The organism is Bradyrhizobium sp. AZCC 1693, assembly GCF_036924745.1.
Classification (GTDB): domain Bacteria; phylum Pseudomonadota; class Alphaproteobacteria; order Rhizobiales; family Xanthobacteraceae; genus Bradyrhizobium.
Window position 1 is genome coordinate 3,485,235 of record NZ_JAZHSD010000001.1, and the last position, 18,160, is coordinate 3,503,394.

Genomic DNA, 18,160 nt, shown 5'->3' on the forward strand with positions numbered 1-18,160 from the left:
GCAGCGGCGCGACCAGCGCGCGCATGCCCGTGGTCCATCGACAGATCAGGGGTTCCATCATGTCTTCGCAGTTTGGGGCGAAGTCCGCCGCCGCAGGTTCGGCGGGCGGACGCCATGCCATTTTCAAGTCAGCGATAAGCGGCGCGGTCGTCGCGTTAGCCATCGGTGCGAGCGGCTGCACGCCTGCAACCACACGCCTGGCCGCCGCCGATCCCGCGGATCCGGCGGCGAGAACGGCCAGCGTCGGCTACCGCTCGACGATCGCGCCCTACACCGCGCTGCGCCCATCGACGCCGGCGCCGTGGCGCGAGCGCAATGACAGTGTCGCCCCCAAGACCCCTGGGGAACGGCCATGAACATTCGTTTCACCCGGCGCACGCCAGCAATTCCCCTGCTGTTGACGGCCAGCCTTACCCTCGCCGGCTGCGCATCATTTTCGCCGGACAGCGGCATGACCATCGTATCCGACGTCGCGGGCCAGACCATCGGCAAGGACATAGCCTTCGTGCGTTCGGCCGACGATGCCGAGCGGGCCGGCGGCGCCCTGCGCCGTCTGCTCGTCCGCCCGCTCACCGTCGATGCCGCCGTGCAGATCGCGCTGCTCAGCAACAAGGGCCTGCAGGCCGCCTATAACGAGCTGGCGCTGGCGGAAACCGATCTGGTCGCGCAGAGCCTGCCGCCGAACCCGACCTTTTCGATTTCCCGCATCTCCGGCAACGGCGCCAGCGAGGTCGAACGGCAGGTGGTTGGCGACATTCTCGCGCTCGCCACGCTGCCGTTCCGCTCCGAGATCGCGCGCGAGCGTTTTCGTCAGGCGCAGCTGCGCGCCGCGCTCGAAACGCTGCGGCTCGCCGCCGAGGTCAGGCGCGTTTATTTCCGCACCGTCGCGGCCAATGAGATGGTCGGCCTGCTCACGGATGCGAAATCGACCGCCGAGAGCACGGCGCAGCTGGCCAAAAAACTCGGCGAGACCGGCTCGCTGAACAAGCTCGACCAGGCGCGCGAACAGGTATTTTACGCCGAAACCACCGCCGACCTCGGCGGCGCCCGCCAGGAGGCGACCAGCGCCCGCGAACGGCTGACGCGCTTGATGGGCCTGTGGGGCGACGATCTCGGTTTCCGGCTGCCCGACCGCTTGCCCGCGCTGCCACGGCAGCCGCGATCGCTTCCGACCATCGAAGCTGATGCCGTCGGCCATCGCATCGATCTGCAGATCGCGCGGATGGAACTGGCGGCGCTCGAAAAATCGCTCGGCCTGACGCAGGCAACACGCTTCGTCACGCTGCTCGACGTCGCCGGCATCAGCAAGCGCACGCACGATCCGGAAACCCCGCCGTTCCGCGAACGCGGTTTCGACATCCAGTTCCAGATCCCGATCTTCGACGGCGGCGAAGTGCGGGTGCGTCAGGCCGTGGAGAGCTACAACCAGGCCTTCAATCTTCTCACCGAAAAGGCCGTCAACGTGCGCTCGGAAGCGCGCGACGCCTATCGCACCTACCGCTCGACCTACGACATCGCGAGCCACTACCAGCGCGAGATCCTGCCGCTTCGCCAGATCATCACCGAGGAGATGCAGCTTCGCTTCTCCAGCATGCAGATAGATGTGTTCGCGCTTCTGACCGAAGCGCGCCAGCGCCTCGCCTCGCTGCGCGCGGCGATCGACGCCAAACGCGCGTTCTGGCTGGCGCAATCCGACCTGCAGACCGCCGTCAACGGCGGCGGCTCGGGTGGCCCAAGAGAAACTCCAACGACCACGGCCGCGGCGGCGCCCGCGGCCGGCGGTGGGCACTGAGCATGATGGCCTTGCCCGCACCAGTATCCCGTGTCCCGGACGCGGTGCAGCGCACCTGGCGCTGCTCCGCAGAGCCGGGACCCATTACCGCGGCGTGTGGACCCCGGATCAGCAGCGCATCATGCCGCAAGCGCGGCATGCTGCGCAGCATCCGGGGAACGCAGCCCGACACGCGTCACTTCAACGCGCCATAAGGAGACAACCGATGTTTTCACGCAGAGGATTTCTCGGCACCGCCGCCCTGGTCGGCGCCAGCGCCGTCACCGGCCGCGTGCAGGCCGCCGCCATTCCCGAAGCACCTGTCATGGACAAGGCGGTAATGCAGCCGCCGCTGCATCCGACCTCGGGCCCCGACTACCGGCCGGTGGTGACGTTGAACGGCTGGTCGCTGCCATGGCGCATGAACGGCGACTGGAAGGAATTCCACCTTGTAGCGGAGCCAGTAGTGCGCGAATTCGCCGAAGGCATGAAGGCCAATCTGTGGGGCTATAACGGCCAGTCACCCGGGCCGACCATCGAGGCGGTCGAGGGCGACAAGGTCCGCATCTTCGTCACCAACCGCCTGCCCGAGGCCACCACCGTGCACTGGCACGGCATGATCCTCCCCAGCGGCATGGATGGCGTCGGCGGCCTGACCCAGCCGCACATCCCGCCCGGAAAAACCTTCGTGTACGAGTTCCAGCTCAAACACAGCGGAACGTTCATGTACCACCCGCATTCCGACGAGATGGTGCAGATGGCAATGGGCATGATGGGCATGTTCGTCGTGCATCCGCGCGATCAAAAATTTCGCCCGGTCGATCGCGACTTCGTCTTCGTGATGTCGAGTTACCTGATCGACCCCGGCACGTACCTGCCGAAGGTCAACGAGATGACCGACTTCAACATGTGGACCTGGAATTCCCGCGTCTTTCCCGGCATCGATCCGCTGCCGGTGCGCCTTGGCGACAAGGTCCGCGTGCGGATCGGCAACCTCACAATGACCAACCATCCGATCCACCTGCACGGTCACAAGTTCCTGGTGTCGTGCACCGATGGCGGCTGGATTCCGGAGAGCGCGCAATATCCGGAGACGACGACTGACGTTCCGGTCGGCGCCATCCGGGCGTTCGACGTGCTGGCGGACAACCCCGGCGACTGGGCGTTCCACTGCCACAAGTCGCACCACACCATGAACGCGATGGGGCACGACATGCGCAACATGATCGGCGTGTCCCACAAGGACCTCGCCAAGGCCGTCGGCAAGCTCGCGCCCGACGCGATGGTGATGGGCTCGACCGGCATGTCGATGGGCAGTATGGAAATGCCGGCCCCCGACAACACGCTGCCGATGATGACCGGCACCGGCCAGTTCGGCCCGATCGAGATGGGCGGCATGTTCACGGTGATGAAGATCCGCGAGGGGTTGGCGCGCGACGATTACAGAGATCCCGGCCCGTACAGGTTTCCGCAAGGCACCGTCGCGTACGAGATCGATGCTCCCGCTGGGGAAGCACCGCGGCAAGGCAAGCCGAAAGAGCCGGCCAAACCGACCGATATGAAGGGAATGAAAGGCATGAAGGGCATGAAGCACATGTAGGCGGCGCGATGCGGCCGAAACGCACGATCAACGAAGTCAAAAGGAGTGAAAATATGCAGAAACGTTACCAAACCGGCGTCGCACTGCTTGCGGCGGCGCTGCTGTCCGCCTCCGCATGGGCGGGCGCGGGACCCAAGGGTCATAGTCATAGTCACGACGAAGCTTTCTCGGCCGGCGAGCCAGGCGATCCGAAGAAGCCGGCCAGAGTAGTCCAGGTAACGATGGGCGAGGCGGACGGCAAGATGTTGTTCATGCCGGCAAAAGTCGAAGTGAAGAAGGGCGAGCAGGTCAAGTTCGTGCTCCGCAACAACGGCGAGCTCGATCACGAATTCATCCTGGCGACCACCGCCGAAAACCTCAAACACGGCGAGGCGATGAAGAAGAATCCCGACATGGAACATGATGATCCGAACGGCAAGCGGCTTGCCCCGAAGAAGGCTGACGAGATCGTCTGGAAGTTCACAAAGGCCGGCCAGTTCGAATATTCGTGCCTGATTCCTGGTCACCGGGAAGCGGGGATGGTGGGCACTGTCGTCGTCAAGTAGCGGACGACATCAATTGGAAATCGAAAGGAAGAACCATGAAGTTCAATAGAATTGCCGCAGCTGCGCTCTGTCTTGCGCTGACGTTTACGGCTGTTTCCGCCGTGGCGCAGGAAGCGATGGCCAGTGGCGAAGTGAAAAAGATCGATGAGGCGGCCGGAAAAATTACATTGAAGCATGGTCCCATCAAAAAGCTCGACATGGAGGACGAAAGCATGACGATGGTCTTCCGCGTGCAGGACCCGGCGATGCTCAAACAGGTGAAGGTCGGCGACAAGGTCAAGTTCGATGCGGAGCGGGCGACCGCCGGCATTACGATCACGAAGATGCAGAAGGCGAAGTAGCCTCGAGCTGGACGAAGCGCGGAGCGACGTCGCTGGCGTTGCCCCGCGCCGGAGCGCGCGGGCGCCGGGCCTATGTCCTTGACCTCGGCGACGGCCAGTTCGAAGGCCGTTCAGATCGCGACCGCTGGATGACCAAAGCCGGTTTCGAGGTTGAAACTGACCGACTCTCATCCCACATGAAAGACTGTCGGAAACGGCCTCATGGACCACCCACCAGCCATGGATGCGCGACCTTGCAGGTCGTCTCTGAGGGATGGAGGTTGCCATGAGAGCCCCCTCTTTGATTTTGTTCGCGGCTGCGACGGCTGCGCCTGCGGTGCTTTTTGCTCAGGAGACAGTTGACGGATCGGCCGCCGCGATCCGAGCGGTCGTTTCCGGCAAGACCTGTACCGGCGACGATATCCTCATCTTTGGAAAAAGTGTTACTGGGTCGGCTGGCACGTTCGAACGCAAGGGGCGTCCGAACGGGAGCTACAGCGTCGGGTATGGCACGATCTTGATTCGACGCGGCCAGGATCTGCACGGGCACGTGACATCGGTATCCGTGCGCGACCGCGTGCTGCACATGAGCGCCGGCACCTACCGGTGCCTGGAGTAAAATCGAGCGCCGGCGGCGATGAACCGAAATCTCGACATTGCGGCGCGAAGCCGTAGGATGGGTCGAGCGCAAGCGAAACCCATCGGCACCATGCGGCGCGGCGTCGGACAGCCGCGCCGGGATCGTTGTCTGGACGGTGGCGTGGCCGCGAGTTGACGCCAACGAACGAGACGGGCCGTGCCAAGGATCGAACATCAAGGTTTTCTGCTGCTGCTCACCGCTGTCACCCTGGCGTTTGCCTGGGTGCTGTACCCCTTCTATGGCGCCGTGCTCTGGGCGGTCGTCGTGGCGCTGCTTTTCGCACCCGTCCATCGAAGGCTGCTGCAATCGATGCCAGGCAGGCCGAGCCTTTCGGCCGCGGTCACCGTTCTCATCATCATCGCCATGGTCATCCTGCCGCTTACAATGATCGCGGCTTCGCTGGCGCAGGAAGCGTCAAGCCTGTTCGCGAAAATCCAGTCGGGAGAATACAATTTCGGCAGCTACCTGCAGCGGATATTCGACGCCCTGCCGGCCTGGGCCACCGGGTTGCTCGATCGGCTCAACCTCGGCGATTTTTCGGCGCTGCGTGAAAAGCTCACCTCCGGCCTGATGAAGGGCGGGCAGATTCTCGCCCCGCAGGCGCTGAGCATCGGGATGAACACGTTCGATTTCGTGATCCGCCTCGGCATCATGCTTTATCTGCTGTTCTTCCTGTTGCGCGACGGCAAGGCGCTGGCTGCAGCAATCAGGGAGGCCATTCCGCTGCGCGGCGATCAGAAGGCGGCGCTGTTCACCCGCTTCGCCGATGTCGTTCGCGCCACCGTGAAGGGCGGCATCCTCGTCGCGATCGCGCAAGGCACGCTCGGCGGCATCGCGTTCTGGTTCCTCGGTATCCACGCGGCGCTGCTATGGGCTGTGCTGATGGCGTTCCTGTCGCTGATCCCTGCCGTCGGCGCCACGCTGGTCTGGCTTCCGGTTGCGATCTACTTCCTGGCGACCGGCGCCATCTGGCAGGGTATCGGATTGATCCTGTATGGCGTGCTCGTTATTGGCCTCGTGGACAATCTGCTGCGCCCCTTCCTGGTCGGCAAGGGCTCCAAGCTGCCGGACTACGTGGTATTGATCTCGACGCTCGGCGGCATCGAAGTGTTTGGGCTGAACGGCTTTGTCATCGGCCCGCTGATCGCCGCGATGTTCATGGTGAGCTGGGAGATTTTTTCGACGTCGCGGCGGACGTCGGCGGATGACGCCGCTGGTGACGCGAACCCGTAGGACCTCCTACCCCAGCTCGAAGCTGGTGACGCCAAACACCCGCTCCAGCCGCAACGGCGGAATCGCGCCGGTATACATGCGGGCGGTCTCGAACACCGGCGCGAGCCCAAGGTCCTGTGCGAGGGCGACGGCCTCGCGGTTGATGCCGGGCACATCCAGAAAAATCTCGCCGCCGCCGACCCTGGCGAGCAAGGCCGACAGCACCGCTTCGGCGGTGGCGCGGTCGTCGGCCACCAGCGGGCCGATCTTAAAACCCTTCCGGCAGGGACGGATCACGCCCCAGCCGGCAAGCCTGCCATCGCGCACGGCCGCGCAACCGGCATGGCCGGGCGCGCCGATCCAGGCCCGCAGGAACGCGGGCCGCCGCGCCGGAAACACAGTGGTGTCGTCCGCTTCCACTGCCGCTATCGGGACATCGGACAACGCAATGATTTCAGCCCGCGGCGCAGCGGGCGCCGCAACCGTGCCGCCGTAACGGACATTGGCGTAAGCAAGCGCGAACCCGGACTTTCGATAATTGTCCTGCTGCGCCACCACGCCATCGAGCCCGATCACGCGCGGGCCGGCATGCGCGATGGCCGCATTCCATATCCGAAGTCCGTAGCCACGGCCGCGCAAGTCTTCGCGCACGATGTAGAAGCCGAGAAAGGAAAAGCTCGCGCCGTAATTGATGCAGGAGACCGTCGCGGCAGGCAGCCCATCGAGCTCCGCAATCAGAAAGCCTTCGGGATCGACGGAAGCAAAGCAGCCGGCATCGCTAAGGCCCGGGTTCCAGCCTTCTGCCGCGGCCCAGTCCACGGCCAACGCGATTTCGTCCGGCCGCATGGTGCGGATGCTGAAGTCACTCATCGCGGGCAATCCTGCAGATATTCGACCCGTCATTGCGAGGAGCCAACGGCTCGCAATGACGGAAATTACAATCACGACAATTGCTGGACTGTGCACTTGATCGCGCTGCAGTTCCTCAACGCGCAATGCGGATGCGCTGTGCGCAGTCCAGAAATGGCACACTTCTTCGCGCAGAATATCATTGCACCTCGCGAATTGTTTAGCGAAAATTAATCATATGCTGCTGCGGGGCTGCATTGTTGGAGGCGACACACATGTACCGATCATCGCTCACGCTGGCCTTTGCTGTGCTGTATTCGGCGGCTGGCGCGGCCAGCGACCTGTCATCCGTCTACGTGGCGCCCGGCGGAATCTACGCGCCTTCCGCAAATGTCTATGTGCGTCCGGGACCGGCCTATCGGCAACCGCCTTACGCGGAACCCGGTTACGGATATCGGCAGCCCTCGTATTACGGAACGCCAGCCCCTGCATACCGTGCACCGGCAGCGGTCTATGGCGAGTACGGGCCGGCCTACGCCGCGCAGCCGGCCTATGTCGAACGCGCGCCCGCCTATCCGGAGCGTTACTACGCTCGGGAACGTTACTACGCGCAGGAATACGACTACGCGCCGGAATATGCGCCGAGGCCGCCGCTGCCCGTGCCCTATCGCGCGCGGGCGCGATGCGACGACGGCTATGGCGGGTCGGTCTACTGCGATTGAAGCCGCCGGATGGCTGGAGCGACCTGTCCGCGTAGCTCGCTAGAGCGAAGGCGGAAGCGATACCCATCGCCCCGCCGCGCACGCGATTGACGGGTATCGCTTTCGCTCTACCCATCCTGCGCGCTTTCCCCAAAACACACGACCCCACGTTGGTGCGGCCTGTGCACTTATTCCCAGCGGATCGCCATCTCGCTCGTCGGCTGCCACCCCAGCCGTTCGTACAGAGGCCGGCCCTGTCGCGTCGAATGAAGGATCGCATAGCAAACGCCCAGTTCGCGGGCCCTCTCTTCGGCTAACGCCATCAGCCGTTTGGCCATTCCCCTGCAGCGGTGATCAGGCTCCACGAAGACGTTGAGGATGTAGGCGCGGCGATGGTCGGCCGGATGGCTCGGATGGGGTGGCCAATCGATGACCATCATGCCGAGGCCCGCGATCACGACGCCTGCCTCCTCGAGCATCCAGCCAAAATAGCTGCCGTCTGCAAGTCGCGGCGAGAGCCATTGCTCGAAAGCCGAAGTCATCGGGCGCAGAGCTTCGCGCGTACGGCCGGGCTCGGCGAACATCCGCTCGCGGTGCTCGCAAATCAATTTGAGATCATGTTCTGCAGCGGGTCTTGCCGTGACGGCCATCGGACATCGTCCCAAAGAACGCACAGGATGCGGAGCAAACGCGAAATCCGTCAACCCCATGCACGAAGGTGATAGAACGCTACCGGTGGGTATCGCTTTCGCTCCATCTCTCCTGCGTGCTGATTTCCCCAGAGCCGGTTACATCCAATCGCACCCTTGCGGTCGACGGCAAGCGATCCCGTTCCAAAACGGGGGATCGATTTCAGCGCAAGTGGATAGATACCGGCGAAGTGCTCCCGGTGACATCCGGCCCATCACCGGAGATGCGCCAAGCTGCTACTCCGAAGCATGCCGTGAGCATCAAAGCCGCCACGAGCAGAAACATACAAGAAAACTGGCTCACACCTTGGCCCCCCGCAAACCAGGCTGAATTTCGGGTAAGCGAGCACGGTCCGCCGAGTCGGAAAATGCAGTCGGGCTGACCTAAATGGTCTTTACGGTGGACGATGGTTGGGAGCGAGCGGGTCTTGCAATGCGGTGGACGCGGCAGCGCCCGCTGCGCTGATAAGATCGCAGGCGCCGCGGGAATATATGCGGCTGTCATCGCCCGGCTTGCCGCCTCCGCTAAAGCTTCGGCGTGCCAGCACGGCAACGCCTCGGCGAAGCCTTTGGCGAAGCCGGGACCGGGCGACCCAGTATTCCAGAGACGGCAGCGATAGAGCCGACAGGCCGCGGCGCACCCCGCCTGCGCGGGGTATGACAGTTGGGTGTGGGGCGAGATTTCGGGTTCGATGCGTTGCAATGCCCCGGAATGACGATCCAATCAGCCCCCGTTAACCCTTTGCTAACCATGCACCCGGCAAGAATTGCCGGGTGAAGTCGAGTGTCGTCGGCCGCGTTAGATACGGGAGGACCCCGTGGACGCCAGTGCGGTGCCTCACTTTCGGACCGGCGGCCCTTCGGCCGCCGCGCAGACGTTTGGCGCCCGCGGGCGTCAATCGCGGGGGGAAGCGGCTACCATGGTCGATGTCACGGCGGGTCAGGGCGGCGCAGGCGAAAGCAGCAAGCTTCCATCCCTGAGCGAAATCGGAGATATCCTAAAGCGCGGCGATCTGGCGCTGGCGTTCGGCGTCCTCACCATCCTGGTGGTGCTGATCCTGCCGCTGCCCTCGCTGGTGCTCGACCTGTTCCTGGCGATCTCGATCACGGTGTCGATCCTGATCCTGATGACCTCGCTGTTCATCCAGACGCCGCTGGAATTCTCGGCGTTTCCGACCGTGCTGCTGATCTCGACCATGCTGCGGCTGTCGCTGAACATGGCCTCCACCCGGCTGATCCTGTCGCACGGCCATGAGGGGACGGCTGCGGCCGGCCACGTCATCGAGGCCTTCGGCAATTTCGTGATGAGCGGTAATTTCGTCATCGGAATTATCGTGTTCGCGATTCTGGTGATCGTGAACTTCGTCGTCATCACCAAGGGTTCGGGCCGCATCGCCGAAGTCGCCGCGCGCTTCCAGTTGGACTCGATGCCCGGCAAGCAGATGGCGATCGACGCCGATCTGTCCGCCGGCCTGATCGACGAAGCCACCGCCAAGGCACGCCGCAAGGCGCTGGAGGACGAAAGCGGCTTCTTCGGCGCCATGGACGGCGCCTCGAAATTCGTCCGCGGCGACGCCATCGCGGGCCTCCTGATTGTCTTCATCAACGTCATCGGCGGCATCATCATCGGCGTGGCGCAGCAGGGCATGAGTTTTGGCGACGCCGCCCGCACCTACACCGTGCTCACCGTCGGCGACGGCCTGGTGACGCAGGTGCCGGCGCTGATCGTCTCCACCGCAGCGGGCTTGCTGGTGTCGAAGGCCGGTATCACCGGCGCCGCCGACAAGGCGCTGATGAAGCAGCTCTCCGGCTATCCGCAGGCGCTCGGCATGTCGGCCGGCGTGATGCTGGTGCTGGCGCTGTTGCCGGGCATTCCGATGCTCCCGTTCCTGGCGCTCGGCGGCGGCGCCGCGGCGCTGGCCTGGAAGGCGCGCAACCACAAGCGCGTCACCAATGCGGCGGAAGCGGCCGCCGCCGCAGCGCCCGAACTGGCAGCCGCGGCCGCCCAAGCCGCAGCCGAGGAGCCGATCGCCACCGCGCTCAAGATCGACGACCTCAAGATCGAACTCGGCTACGCGCTGCTGCCGCTGGTCAACGGCCCCGACGGCACCGACCGCCTGACCGAGCAGATCAAGGCGCTGCGCCGGTCGCTCGCGATCGAAATGGGCTTTGTGATGCCGGCGGTGCGCATTCTCGACAACGTCCAGCTCGAGGCCAACACCTACGTCATCAAGATCAAGGAAGTGGACGCCGGCTCCGGCAAGATCTGGCCGAACCAGTTCATGGTCATGGACCCCGCCGGCAACCAGGTCGGGGTGCCCGGCATTCACACCGTCGAGCCGACGTTTGGATTGCCCGCAACCTGGGTCGACGCCGCGCTGAAGGAAGAGGCGTCGCTGAAGGGCTACACGGTGGTCGACGCCGCCACCGTGCTGTCGACGCACCTGACCGAGCTGCTCAAGAACAACATGAGCGACCTGCTGTCCTATGGCGAGGTGCAGAAGCTCTTGAAGGACCTGCCGAAGGAACAGGGCGAGCTGGTCAAGGACATCGTGCCGAGTTCGGTCACGGTCTCCGGCATCCAGCGCGTGCTGCAGCTTCTTTTGGCCGAGCGGATCTCGATCCGCGATCTCTCCACCATTCTCGAAGGCATCGCCGACGCTCTCGCCTTCTCGCGCCACCCCGCCACCATGGTCGAGCACGTCCGCGCCCGGCTGGCGCGGCAGATCTGCGCGCAGAACACCACCTACAACGGCTACCTGCCGCTGATCGCGCTCTCGGCCCGCTGGGAGCAGGCGTTTGCCGAATCGATCGTGGGCACCGGCGAGGACCGCAGCCTCGCCATGCAGCCCTCGAAGCTGTCGGAGTTCATGACCTCGATCCGCAACGCCTTCGAGCAGGCCGCCCGCGAAGGCGAGGCGCCGGTGCTGGTCACCTCGGCGGCGATCCGCCCGTTCGTCCGCTCGCTGGTCGAGCGCTTCCGCTCGCAGACCACCGTGCTGTCGCAGGCCGAGATCCACCCGCGCGCGCGGCTGAAGACGGTGGGCAGCGTCTAAGGCTTTCGTATTCGCCGCGCGCGTTCGAAGTGGCGTGTCATGTGCAGTATAATTCCATGCGGCACGTGCCCCACGCACTTGCCGTCGCAACATCGCGGCGCTACTGAGGCGCCCATGTTGGCTTCGCTTCCCGCACCTGGTCTGCCCTGGCCGCTTCCGCTGCTTCGCTTCCTGCCTCTCCCGCTCCTGCAACCCATTCTCACTCTCATCGGCACGCAGGTCGCAAAAGCCCAACCCGACGTATTCCGGCGTCTCGGCGGGCACGCGGAAAAATCCTTCGTCATCGATCCGACCGATCTTCCGTTCGTGCTGGTGCTGCAGCCACGGCCGGAAGCGCCTTCGCTCAGTGCCTGGCGTCGCATCAACGCGCCGCAATCGCATGCGCGCATCGCGGGCTCGTTTCTCAACCTGTTCGACCTGATCGACGGCGCGCTCGACGGCGACGCGCTGTTCTTCTCGCGCAAGCTGCGCGTCACCGGCGACACCGAAGCCGTGGTCGCGCTGCGCAACGCGCTCGACGACGTCGATGGCGGGGTCGTGGAAAGCATCACCAGGGCCTTCGGTCCGCTGTCCGGCGTGGCCGCAGCGACGGTTTCGCATTTGCGGACCCTCGGCGAGAGGAAAGAACCATGAATGATCGTGCCGTACCCCGCCGTCCCGAACTGGTCTGCCCGGCCGGCACGCCGGCGAGCCTCCGCACCGCCGTCGATGCCGGCGCGGACGCGGTCTATTGCGGTCTTCAGAATGCGACCAATGCGCGGAATTTTCCCGGCCTGAATTTCACGCCGGACGAACTGCGAAAATCGGTCGACTACGCCCACGCGCGGGGCGCCAAGGTTCTGCTGGCCGTCAACACCTTTCCCCCGGCAGGCCAGTTCCAGCTCTGGAAGGACGCCATCGGGATTGCCGCCTCGGTCGGGGCCGATGCGATCATCGTCGCCGACATCGGGGTCGCCTGCTACGCCGCCCGCGAATATCCGCAGCTGCGCCTGCATCTGTCGGTGCAGGCCGGCGCATCGTCGCCGGAGGCAATCCGCTTCTACTGCGAGGAGTTCGACGTCAAGCGCGTGGTGCTGCCGCGGATCCTCACCGTCGCCGAGATCGCCGACATCCACCGGCAGATCCCCTGCGAGATCGAGGCGTTCGTTTTCGGCAATATCGGCATGATGGCCGAGGGCCGCTGCAGCCTGACCAATTACGTCACCAGCGTCTCGACCAACATGGACGGAGTATGTTCGCCCGCGGCCGTGGTCCGCTATGACGAGGAGGCCGACGGCACGCTGACGACCCGCCTCGGCTCGTTCGTCATCGATCGATATGGCTGCGGCGAAAACGGCGGCTATCCGACCATCTGCAAGGGACGGTATTCCTGCGCCGCGCAGCCCGAGCCCTATTACGCCTTCGAAGAGCCGCGCTCGCTGAACCTGTCGGCGCTGCTGCCCGACCTGATGCGCGCCGGCGTCACGGCCCTGAAGATCGAAGGCCGCCAGCGCAGCCGCGCCTATGTCAAATCGGTCGTCGCCGCGTTTCGCCGGGCCGTCGACGACATCATGGCGGGGAAAGAGGCCGCATTGACCGATCTGATCGCGCTGACCGAGGGTCACAAGGAGACCCAGGGCGCCTTTCAGAGCAAGAGCTGGAGATGAGCATGGGCGGCGCGCGAACCGAACTGACGCTGGGGCCGAACCTGTTCAACTGGGCGCCCGAAACCTGGCGCGACTTCTATTTCCGGATCGCCGACGAAGCGCCGGTCGCCGTTGTCTATCTCGGCGAGACGATCTGCTCCAAGCGCGCGCCGCTGTTCAGGGATCACTACGCAGCGGTCGTCGAGCGGCTGCGTGCAGCCGGCAAGGCCGTGGTGCATTCGACGCTGGGCGAGACGGCTTCGCGGGTCGACCGCCGTCTGGTGAGCGACGTCTGCGGCATGACCGACGATCTGGTCGAGGCCAATGATTCATCGGCCACATTCCATTTGCGGGGACGGCCGCACTGCATCGGGCCGCTGATGAACGTCTACAATGAGGAGACCCTGCGCTTTCTCGCCGGCAAGGGCGCGCAGAACATCTGCCTCCCGGTCGAACTGCCGTTCACCTCGATCGGCGCGCTCTGCGCGGCCGCGCGGACAGAGAACGTGACCATCGAGGTCCAGGTCTTCGGCCGCCAGTCGCTGGCGCTCTCGGCGCGGTGCTATCACGCCCGCGCGCACGGCCGCACCAAGGATACCTGCCTGTTCGTCTGCGAGAACGATCCCGATGGCCTGGTGCTTTCGACGCTCGAGCAAAAGCCGTTCCTGGTCGCCAACGGCGTGCAGACCCTGTCCTTCGAGTATCTGAACCTCGCGCAGGAAATCCCGGAACTGAAAGCCGCCGGCGTTTCCCGTTACCGGCTCTCGCCGCATAGCTGCGACATGGTGCAGGTTGCGACTACCTTCCGCGGCGTGCTGGACGGCGTCCTGACCGCCGAAGAGGCGCTGGCTCGCCTCAAGCAATTGCCGCTCGATGCGCCGTTCTCGAACGGCTTCCATCATGGCCGGCCCGGCTACGGCTGGACGGCTGCGGCGGGCGCAACGTCACACTGAAAGAGCAAATCAGCCTGAATTTCCGGCCGTGCTTTTTGGCCACAGGCAAATGATTTATCGCGGGTGGGCGGAATGAGCGGATTCTGGCCGGAGGCAATTGAGCCCTCCTATTAAGATATTGTAATAATAGATATTTTTATAGATTTCAGCTTCCTTGGGACACGCTTCGATCGCGGCCGTTCAAGTCTTTTCACCGCCTTGTGATCGCCTATTGGGAACTATTCCCCGGATTCCCACGTTTGGTGACGCGAGAAGTTGAACCGACCTGTGAATGAGATCGACGAATTTGCAAGGCGGAAGGCGGCAGGAGACTTCCATGAACCACTCGATCTACAGCGCAGATCGCATGACCCATCTCAAGATCGTGGTCGTGGCATTGGTTGCGGGTATCGTGGTCGCCGGGTTCAGCATCTCTGCGCGCAACACCTCGGATGAAGGTCTGACCCAGACCGCGAGCACGCGCGTGATGAAGGCCGGTAAGCCGGTCGTGATTACGAGTTCAGACAACTCTGTCGTACGCTAAAGGAGAAATTCACGGAATTCACGCGGCTCTTTACAGCCCCCCAAAGTCGCCACGTGGATAATTAAGACCCCAACTACCCCCAAGTTGACTACGAAAACGCCCGCTCCCCACGGGCGTTTTCTTTTTGGGCCAACCGCTTCGGACGGCCTGAAGCAGCTTGCAGCTCAGCGCGGCGGAGTGCCAGCCGGCACCGTCTCGATCAGCTTGCCGACATAGATCGGCGCCGAGGTCGGCTTGCCGGTCGGCGATCCGCCGGCCGGCTCGACGGTCACCGCGTACGTCGCGGCGTTGATCGTACCGGCATCGTAGTCGGCGAGCACCGGGCGCGCGGTGAAATCGCTGCCGCCGATCACGCCGAGCGAGCGCGGCTGCGGCAGCTGGTCGGAGATCAGCCAGAGCTCAAAACTCTTGCCGGACTCGGCATCGGCGCCGACCTTGCGGACGGTGAAATTCTTGCTCGCGGCGTCGACCGTCAGGATGAAGGCGGGCGAGCCGCCGTCACGCTGCAATAGCGCAACGTACTGCGCCGAGGGCACGGCGGATGGCGCCGGTGTCTTGACCTCGACCGTCTGGATGCGCGGCTTCGGCCGCAGCGCTTCCGGCAGCAGCTCCGGCCGGTAGACCTGCACCGCCAGCATCGCGACCAGGGCCGCGGCAAGCGCGGTGGCGATCGACGCGACGCTGCGCAAGCGCCGGACCCGGCCGGTCAACTGGATGACGTTCGAATTGTCCACGGCGACGGGAGGCGCCGCGGCGACCACAGGCTCATCGGCCGGTGGTGATGCAGGCTCCGCAGGCGGCGCGGCCTCGGGCAGCGTCAAGGGTGCTTGCTGCTCCGTGGAATGTCCGATCGCGGCCTTGATGTTTTCCCACACGATCGGCCGCGGCTCGACCGAGCCGACCATCTGGTTCAGCACGCCGAGCCGGTATTCCCAGGCGTGGACGAGCGCGGAGTATTCGGTGTCGACGGCCATCATGGTCTCGACCTGCGCGCGCTCGTCGGCATCGAGGGTGCCGAGCGCATATTCCGCGGCGAGCGCGATATGGTCTTCGCTATAGGCCATCGTTCAAGATCCGGACATCAAAGCCCGAGACACTCCCTTATTTCCATCATGCTGCGGCGCAGCCATGTCTTCACCGTATTCACCGGCGTCTCGAACTTGGCGGCGAGCTGTTCGCGGCTCCAGCCGTTGTAATAGGCCAAGAGCACCAGCTTCTGCCGATCCGGCTCGAGACGGCCGACGCACTCCAGCAACCGCTTCAACTCTTCCGTCATCTCGCGGCGCGCCAGCGGATCGGGCGAATCGGCCGCCACCTCCATCGCGGTCGGCTCCTCCTCGATCGAGATTTCGCTCTTCTTGCGCACCACGTCGATGGCCCGGTTGCGCGCGATCGACGCCATCCATGTAATCGGCGAAGCGAGCGCCGGATTGAACTGTCCGGCGCTGTTCCAGATCTTGACGTAAGCCTCCTGAATGACCTCCTCCGCGAGGTCCTGACGGCGCAAGATACGGAGCACGACGCCGAAGAGTTTCGCGCGCGTGGCGGCGTAAAGGCGCTCGAAAGCGGCCTCATCCCCCTTCGCAACCGCGGCAATCAGCCAGACCAGCTCCGCTGGCGTCAGCATTCAGCGTCCCCCAAATCGCGTTTCCTCCATCGCGTCTTACGCCGGAGCAATCGAGAAGTTTCGTACCATACCCTGCGTCACAGGGGCCACCAAGTCGGCCGATTCCGGCCGATTGGACAAGAAAAAACCCGGGCGCCTTGCGGCCCGGGCTTTGATCGTGCAACCGATGAGGGCGAGAAGTGTCAGGCGACGCCAAGCCGGGCGCGCATCAGCCCGATGGAGTCCATGTCGGCCTGCTCCCGGGGCGCTCTCCTCGGCGCGCTCACGCGCCTGGTCGCGCTCGTCGAGCAGTTCCACCTTCTTCAGCTCCTCGAACGCTTCGCTCAACAGGCTCTTGGCATCCTCGAGCTGGATGCGCAGTTCGTCGGCGGAACGGGTCAGGTTTTCCCGGCGCTGGATCGCGGCCTTGGCGTAGGTCGGGTAGGCGAAATGGGAGGGATCGTTGATCCCGGCCCGCTCCTGCTCGGTCTGGATTTCGCGCTCGAGATCGACCGACATGCGCTGGAAGTCGGCGATCATGCCTTCGATCTGGGTAACCCTTCGGCGCTTCTCGTCGACCTGAAATTTCTTCAGGCGGATCAGCGTTTCGCGTGACTTCATCGACTCATACTCCCCAGAAGTCCCAATCTGAACGCGGGACGGAGCCGGCTCCCCCGGGGGGCCCCACCGGCGTCATTAATCATGTGCCCGGGATGATGGCCTGACAAAGTTAGCGTTCCGTTTCCAAATTGGTGAGGATTTGCGCCAATCGGCGATAGCCGTCATCCAGGCTCGATTTTTCGTCCTTGGCCTGGCGCAGGAAGGCTTCCAGCGGCTCGTGCAGCCGGATTGCCTCGTCGACCTCGGGGCTCGAACCCGCCCGGTAGGCGCCGAGCCGGATCAGTTCCTCCATGTCGGCGTAGGTCGCCATCACCTGGCGGCCCCGCATGATCACGGGCAGATAGTCCGGATTGGCCGATCTCGGCATGGTGCGGGAGACCGATTTGAGGATGTTGATCGCGGGAAACCGCCCGCGCTCCGCAATCGAGCGTTGCATCACGACGTGGCCGTCCAGGATGCCGCGGACCGCGTCGGCGATCGGCTCGTTATGGTCGTCGCCGTCGACCAGCACCGTGAAAATGCCGGTGATGGTGCCAACGCCGGTGCCCGGCCCTGCCCGCTCCAGAAGTTTCGGCAATTCGGTGAACACGGTCGGCGTATAGCCCTTGGCCGTCGGCGGCTCGCCGGCCGACAACCCGATCTCGCGTTGCGCCATCGCAAAGCGCGTGACCGAGTCCATCAGGCACAGCACGTCCTTGTCCTCGTCGCGGAAATACTCCGCAATCGCCAGCGTCAGATACGCCGCCTGCCGCCGCATCAAGGCGGGTTCATCCGATGTCGCCACCACCACGACCGAGCGCGCAAGGCCCTCGTCGCCGAGATCTTCCTGCAGAAACTCCTGCACCTCGCGGCCACGCTCGCCGATCAGGCCGATGACGGTGATGTCGGCATCGACGTTGCGCGCCAGCATCGACAGCAGCACCGATTTGCCGACGCCGGAACCTGCGAAGATGCCGAGCCGCTGGCCGCGGCAGCAGGTCAGGAACGTGTTGAGCGCACGGACGCCCAGATCGAGCGGGAGGCCTACGCGCTTGCGCGAATGCGCCGGCGGCGGCGAATTGCGGTAGGGCATCGGCGACGGCCCCTGCACCAGCGGCCCCTTGCCGTCGATCGGTTCCCCCATCGCATTGATGACGCGGCCGAGCCAGGCCGGTGACGGCCGCACCTGGCTGGCCGCTGTGGCAATGACCGCGCGGCAACCGCGCCTGACACCGTCGAGCCCACCGAATGGCATCACGACAGCATTGCTCCCGGAAAAGCCGATGACCTCAGCCGGGATGAAGCGGTTCCCGCCGGTGTCGATGACGATCCTCGCGCCGACCGACATCGCATGAATGGGCCCCGCGATCTCGACCATCAGCCCGCGCACACCCACAACACGGCCATATATATTGACGCCGTCGATATCGCCGATCTGCTCCGCGAGCGCCTTCATTTCGAAAACCTTAA

The 18,160-nt window shown here is 64.4% G+C and carries 18 protein-coding genes and 1 pseudogene; 13 read left to right on the forward strand and 6 right to left on the reverse strand.

The features are described from left to right. The first annotated feature begins 59 nt into the window (after window positions 1-59). The 7 genes from V1293_RS16585 to V1293_RS16615 all read left to right on the forward strand — a co-directional run bounded on the left by V1293_RS16585 (window position 60) and on the right by V1293_RS16615 (window position 6,109). Window positions 60-356 carry a hypothetical protein gene (locus tag V1293_RS16585; RefSeq protein WP_334510970.1) on the forward strand — a complete coding sequence of 99 codons (297 nt, stop codon included), beginning with the start codon at window positions 60-62 and terminating at the stop codon, window positions 354-356. Further along, entirely contained in the window at window positions 353-1,792 is a 1,440-nt protein-coding gene (locus V1293_RS16590; protein WP_334510971.1) for a TolC family protein, read from the forward strand. Before V1293_RS16585 ends, V1293_RS16590 begins: the two co-directional genes overlap by 4 nt. A gap of 205 nt (window positions 1,793-1,997) precedes the next feature. Beyond that, window positions 1,998-3,371: a multicopper oxidase family protein gene (locus V1293_RS16595; RefSeq protein ID WP_334510972.1), complete on the forward strand. Its 1,374-nt coding sequence runs from the start codon at window positions 1,998-2,000 to the stop codon at window positions 3,369-3,371. Window positions 3,372-3,424: 53 nt separating this feature from the next. Beyond that, a complete protein-coding gene (locus V1293_RS16600; protein WP_334510973.1) occupies window positions 3,425-3,916 on the forward strand; it encodes a cupredoxin domain-containing protein in 492 nt (163 codons plus the stop codon). Between the two features lie 35 nt (window positions 3,917-3,951). Beyond that, a complete protein-coding gene (locus tag V1293_RS16605) occupies window positions 3,952-4,257 on the forward strand; it encodes a copper-binding protein (RefSeq protein WP_334510974.1) in 306 nt (101 codons plus the stop codon). A gap of 265 nt (window positions 4,258-4,522) precedes the next feature. After that, window positions 4,523-4,855: a hypothetical protein gene (locus tag V1293_RS16610; protein ID WP_334510975.1), complete on the forward strand. Its 333-nt coding sequence runs from the start codon at window positions 4,523-4,525 to the stop codon at window positions 4,853-4,855. A gap of 177 nt (window positions 4,856-5,032) precedes the next feature. Then, window positions 5,033-6,109, forward strand: coding sequence for an AI-2E family transporter (locus V1293_RS16615; RefSeq protein ID WP_334510976.1), 1,077 nt, complete (start codon window positions 5,033-5,035; stop codon window positions 6,107-6,109). Between the two features lie 6 nt (window positions 6,110-6,115). On the opposite strand, the gene V1293_RS16620 is transcribed toward V1293_RS16615, so the two are convergent. Next, on the reverse strand, window positions 6,116-6,958 hold the full coding sequence (locus V1293_RS16620) for a GNAT family N-acetyltransferase (protein WP_334510977.1): 843 nt from the start codon (window positions 6,956-6,958) through the stop codon (window positions 6,116-6,118). Window positions 6,959-7,212: 254 nt separating this feature from the next. Between V1293_RS16620 and V1293_RS16625 the strand changes: the two genes are divergently transcribed. Next, entirely contained in the window at window positions 7,213-7,659 is a 447-nt protein-coding gene (locus V1293_RS16625; protein WP_334510978.1) for a hypothetical protein, read from the forward strand. A 167-nt stretch (window positions 7,660-7,826) separates the two neighbouring features. Here V1293_RS16625 and V1293_RS16630 read toward each other — a convergent pair whose 3' ends face one another. Continuing rightward, on the reverse strand, window positions 7,827-8,288 hold the full coding sequence (locus V1293_RS16630; RefSeq protein WP_334510979.1) for a GNAT family N-acetyltransferase: 462 nt from the start codon (window positions 8,286-8,288) through the stop codon (window positions 7,827-7,829). An 857-nt stretch (window positions 8,289-9,145) separates the two neighbouring features. Between V1293_RS16630 and flhA the strand changes: the two genes are divergently transcribed. The 5 genes from flhA (at window position 9,146) to V1293_RS16655 (ending at window position 14,484) form a co-directional block, all read left to right on the forward strand. Then, window positions 9,146-11,383, forward strand: a complete 2,238-nt coding sequence (gene flhA, locus V1293_RS16635; RefSeq protein ID WP_334510980.1) for a flagellar biosynthesis protein FlhA — start codon at window positions 9,146-9,148, stop codon at window positions 11,381-11,383. Window positions 11,384-11,497: 114 nt separating this feature from the next. After that, window positions 11,498-12,016 (forward strand): ubiquinone anaerobic biosynthesis accessory factor UbiT, encoded by a 519-nt coding sequence (ubiT, locus tag V1293_RS16640; RefSeq protein ID WP_334510981.1) that lies wholly within the window; start codon window positions 11,498-11,500, stop codon window positions 12,014-12,016. Further along, complete coding sequence (ubiU, locus tag V1293_RS16645) at window positions 12,013-13,029, forward strand: ubiquinone anaerobic biosynthesis protein UbiU (protein ID WP_334510982.1); 1,017 nt, start codon at window positions 12,013-12,015, stop codon at window positions 13,027-13,029. The genes ubiT and ubiU overlap by 4 nt, the downstream gene beginning before the upstream one ends. 2 nt (window positions 13,030-13,031) lie before the next feature. Further along, window positions 13,032-13,961: a ubiquinone anaerobic biosynthesis protein UbiV gene (gene ubiV, locus V1293_RS16650; protein ID WP_334510983.1), complete on the forward strand. Its 930-nt coding sequence runs from the start codon at window positions 13,032-13,034 to the stop codon at window positions 13,959-13,961. Window positions 13,962-14,277: 316 nt separating this feature from the next. Then, a complete protein-coding gene (locus V1293_RS16655; RefSeq protein WP_334510984.1) occupies window positions 14,278-14,484 on the forward strand; it encodes a hypothetical protein in 207 nt (68 codons plus the stop codon). A 164-nt stretch (window positions 14,485-14,648) separates the two neighbouring features. Here the strand turns inward: V1293_RS16655 and V1293_RS16660 are convergent, their stop codons facing one another. From V1293_RS16660 to fliI, 4 genes and pseudogenes are all read right to left on the reverse strand, one after another. Beyond that, window positions 14,649-15,548 (reverse strand): anti-sigma factor, encoded by a 900-nt coding sequence (locus tag V1293_RS16660; protein WP_334510985.1) that lies wholly within the window; start codon window positions 15,546-15,548, stop codon window positions 14,649-14,651. Between the two features lie 17 nt (window positions 15,549-15,565). Further along, the gene (locus tag V1293_RS16665) at window positions 15,566-16,111 is read right to left on the reverse strand and encodes a sigma-70 family RNA polymerase sigma factor (protein ID WP_334510986.1); all 546 of its coding nucleotides are present in this window, start codon (window positions 16,109-16,111) and stop codon (window positions 15,566-15,568) included. A 182-nt stretch (window positions 16,112-16,293) separates the two neighbouring features. Beyond that, window positions 16,294-16,711 (reverse strand): annotated as a pseudogene (gene fliJ, locus V1293_RS16670) (flagellar export protein FliJ). A 109-nt stretch (window positions 16,712-16,820) separates the two neighbouring features. Then, window positions 16,821-18,146 carry a flagellar protein export ATPase FliI gene (gene fliI, locus V1293_RS16675; RefSeq protein ID WP_334510987.1) on the reverse strand — a complete coding sequence of 442 codons (1,326 nt, stop codon included), beginning with the start codon at window positions 18,144-18,146 and terminating at the stop codon, window positions 16,821-16,823. Window positions 18,147-18,160 lie beyond the last annotated feature (14 nt).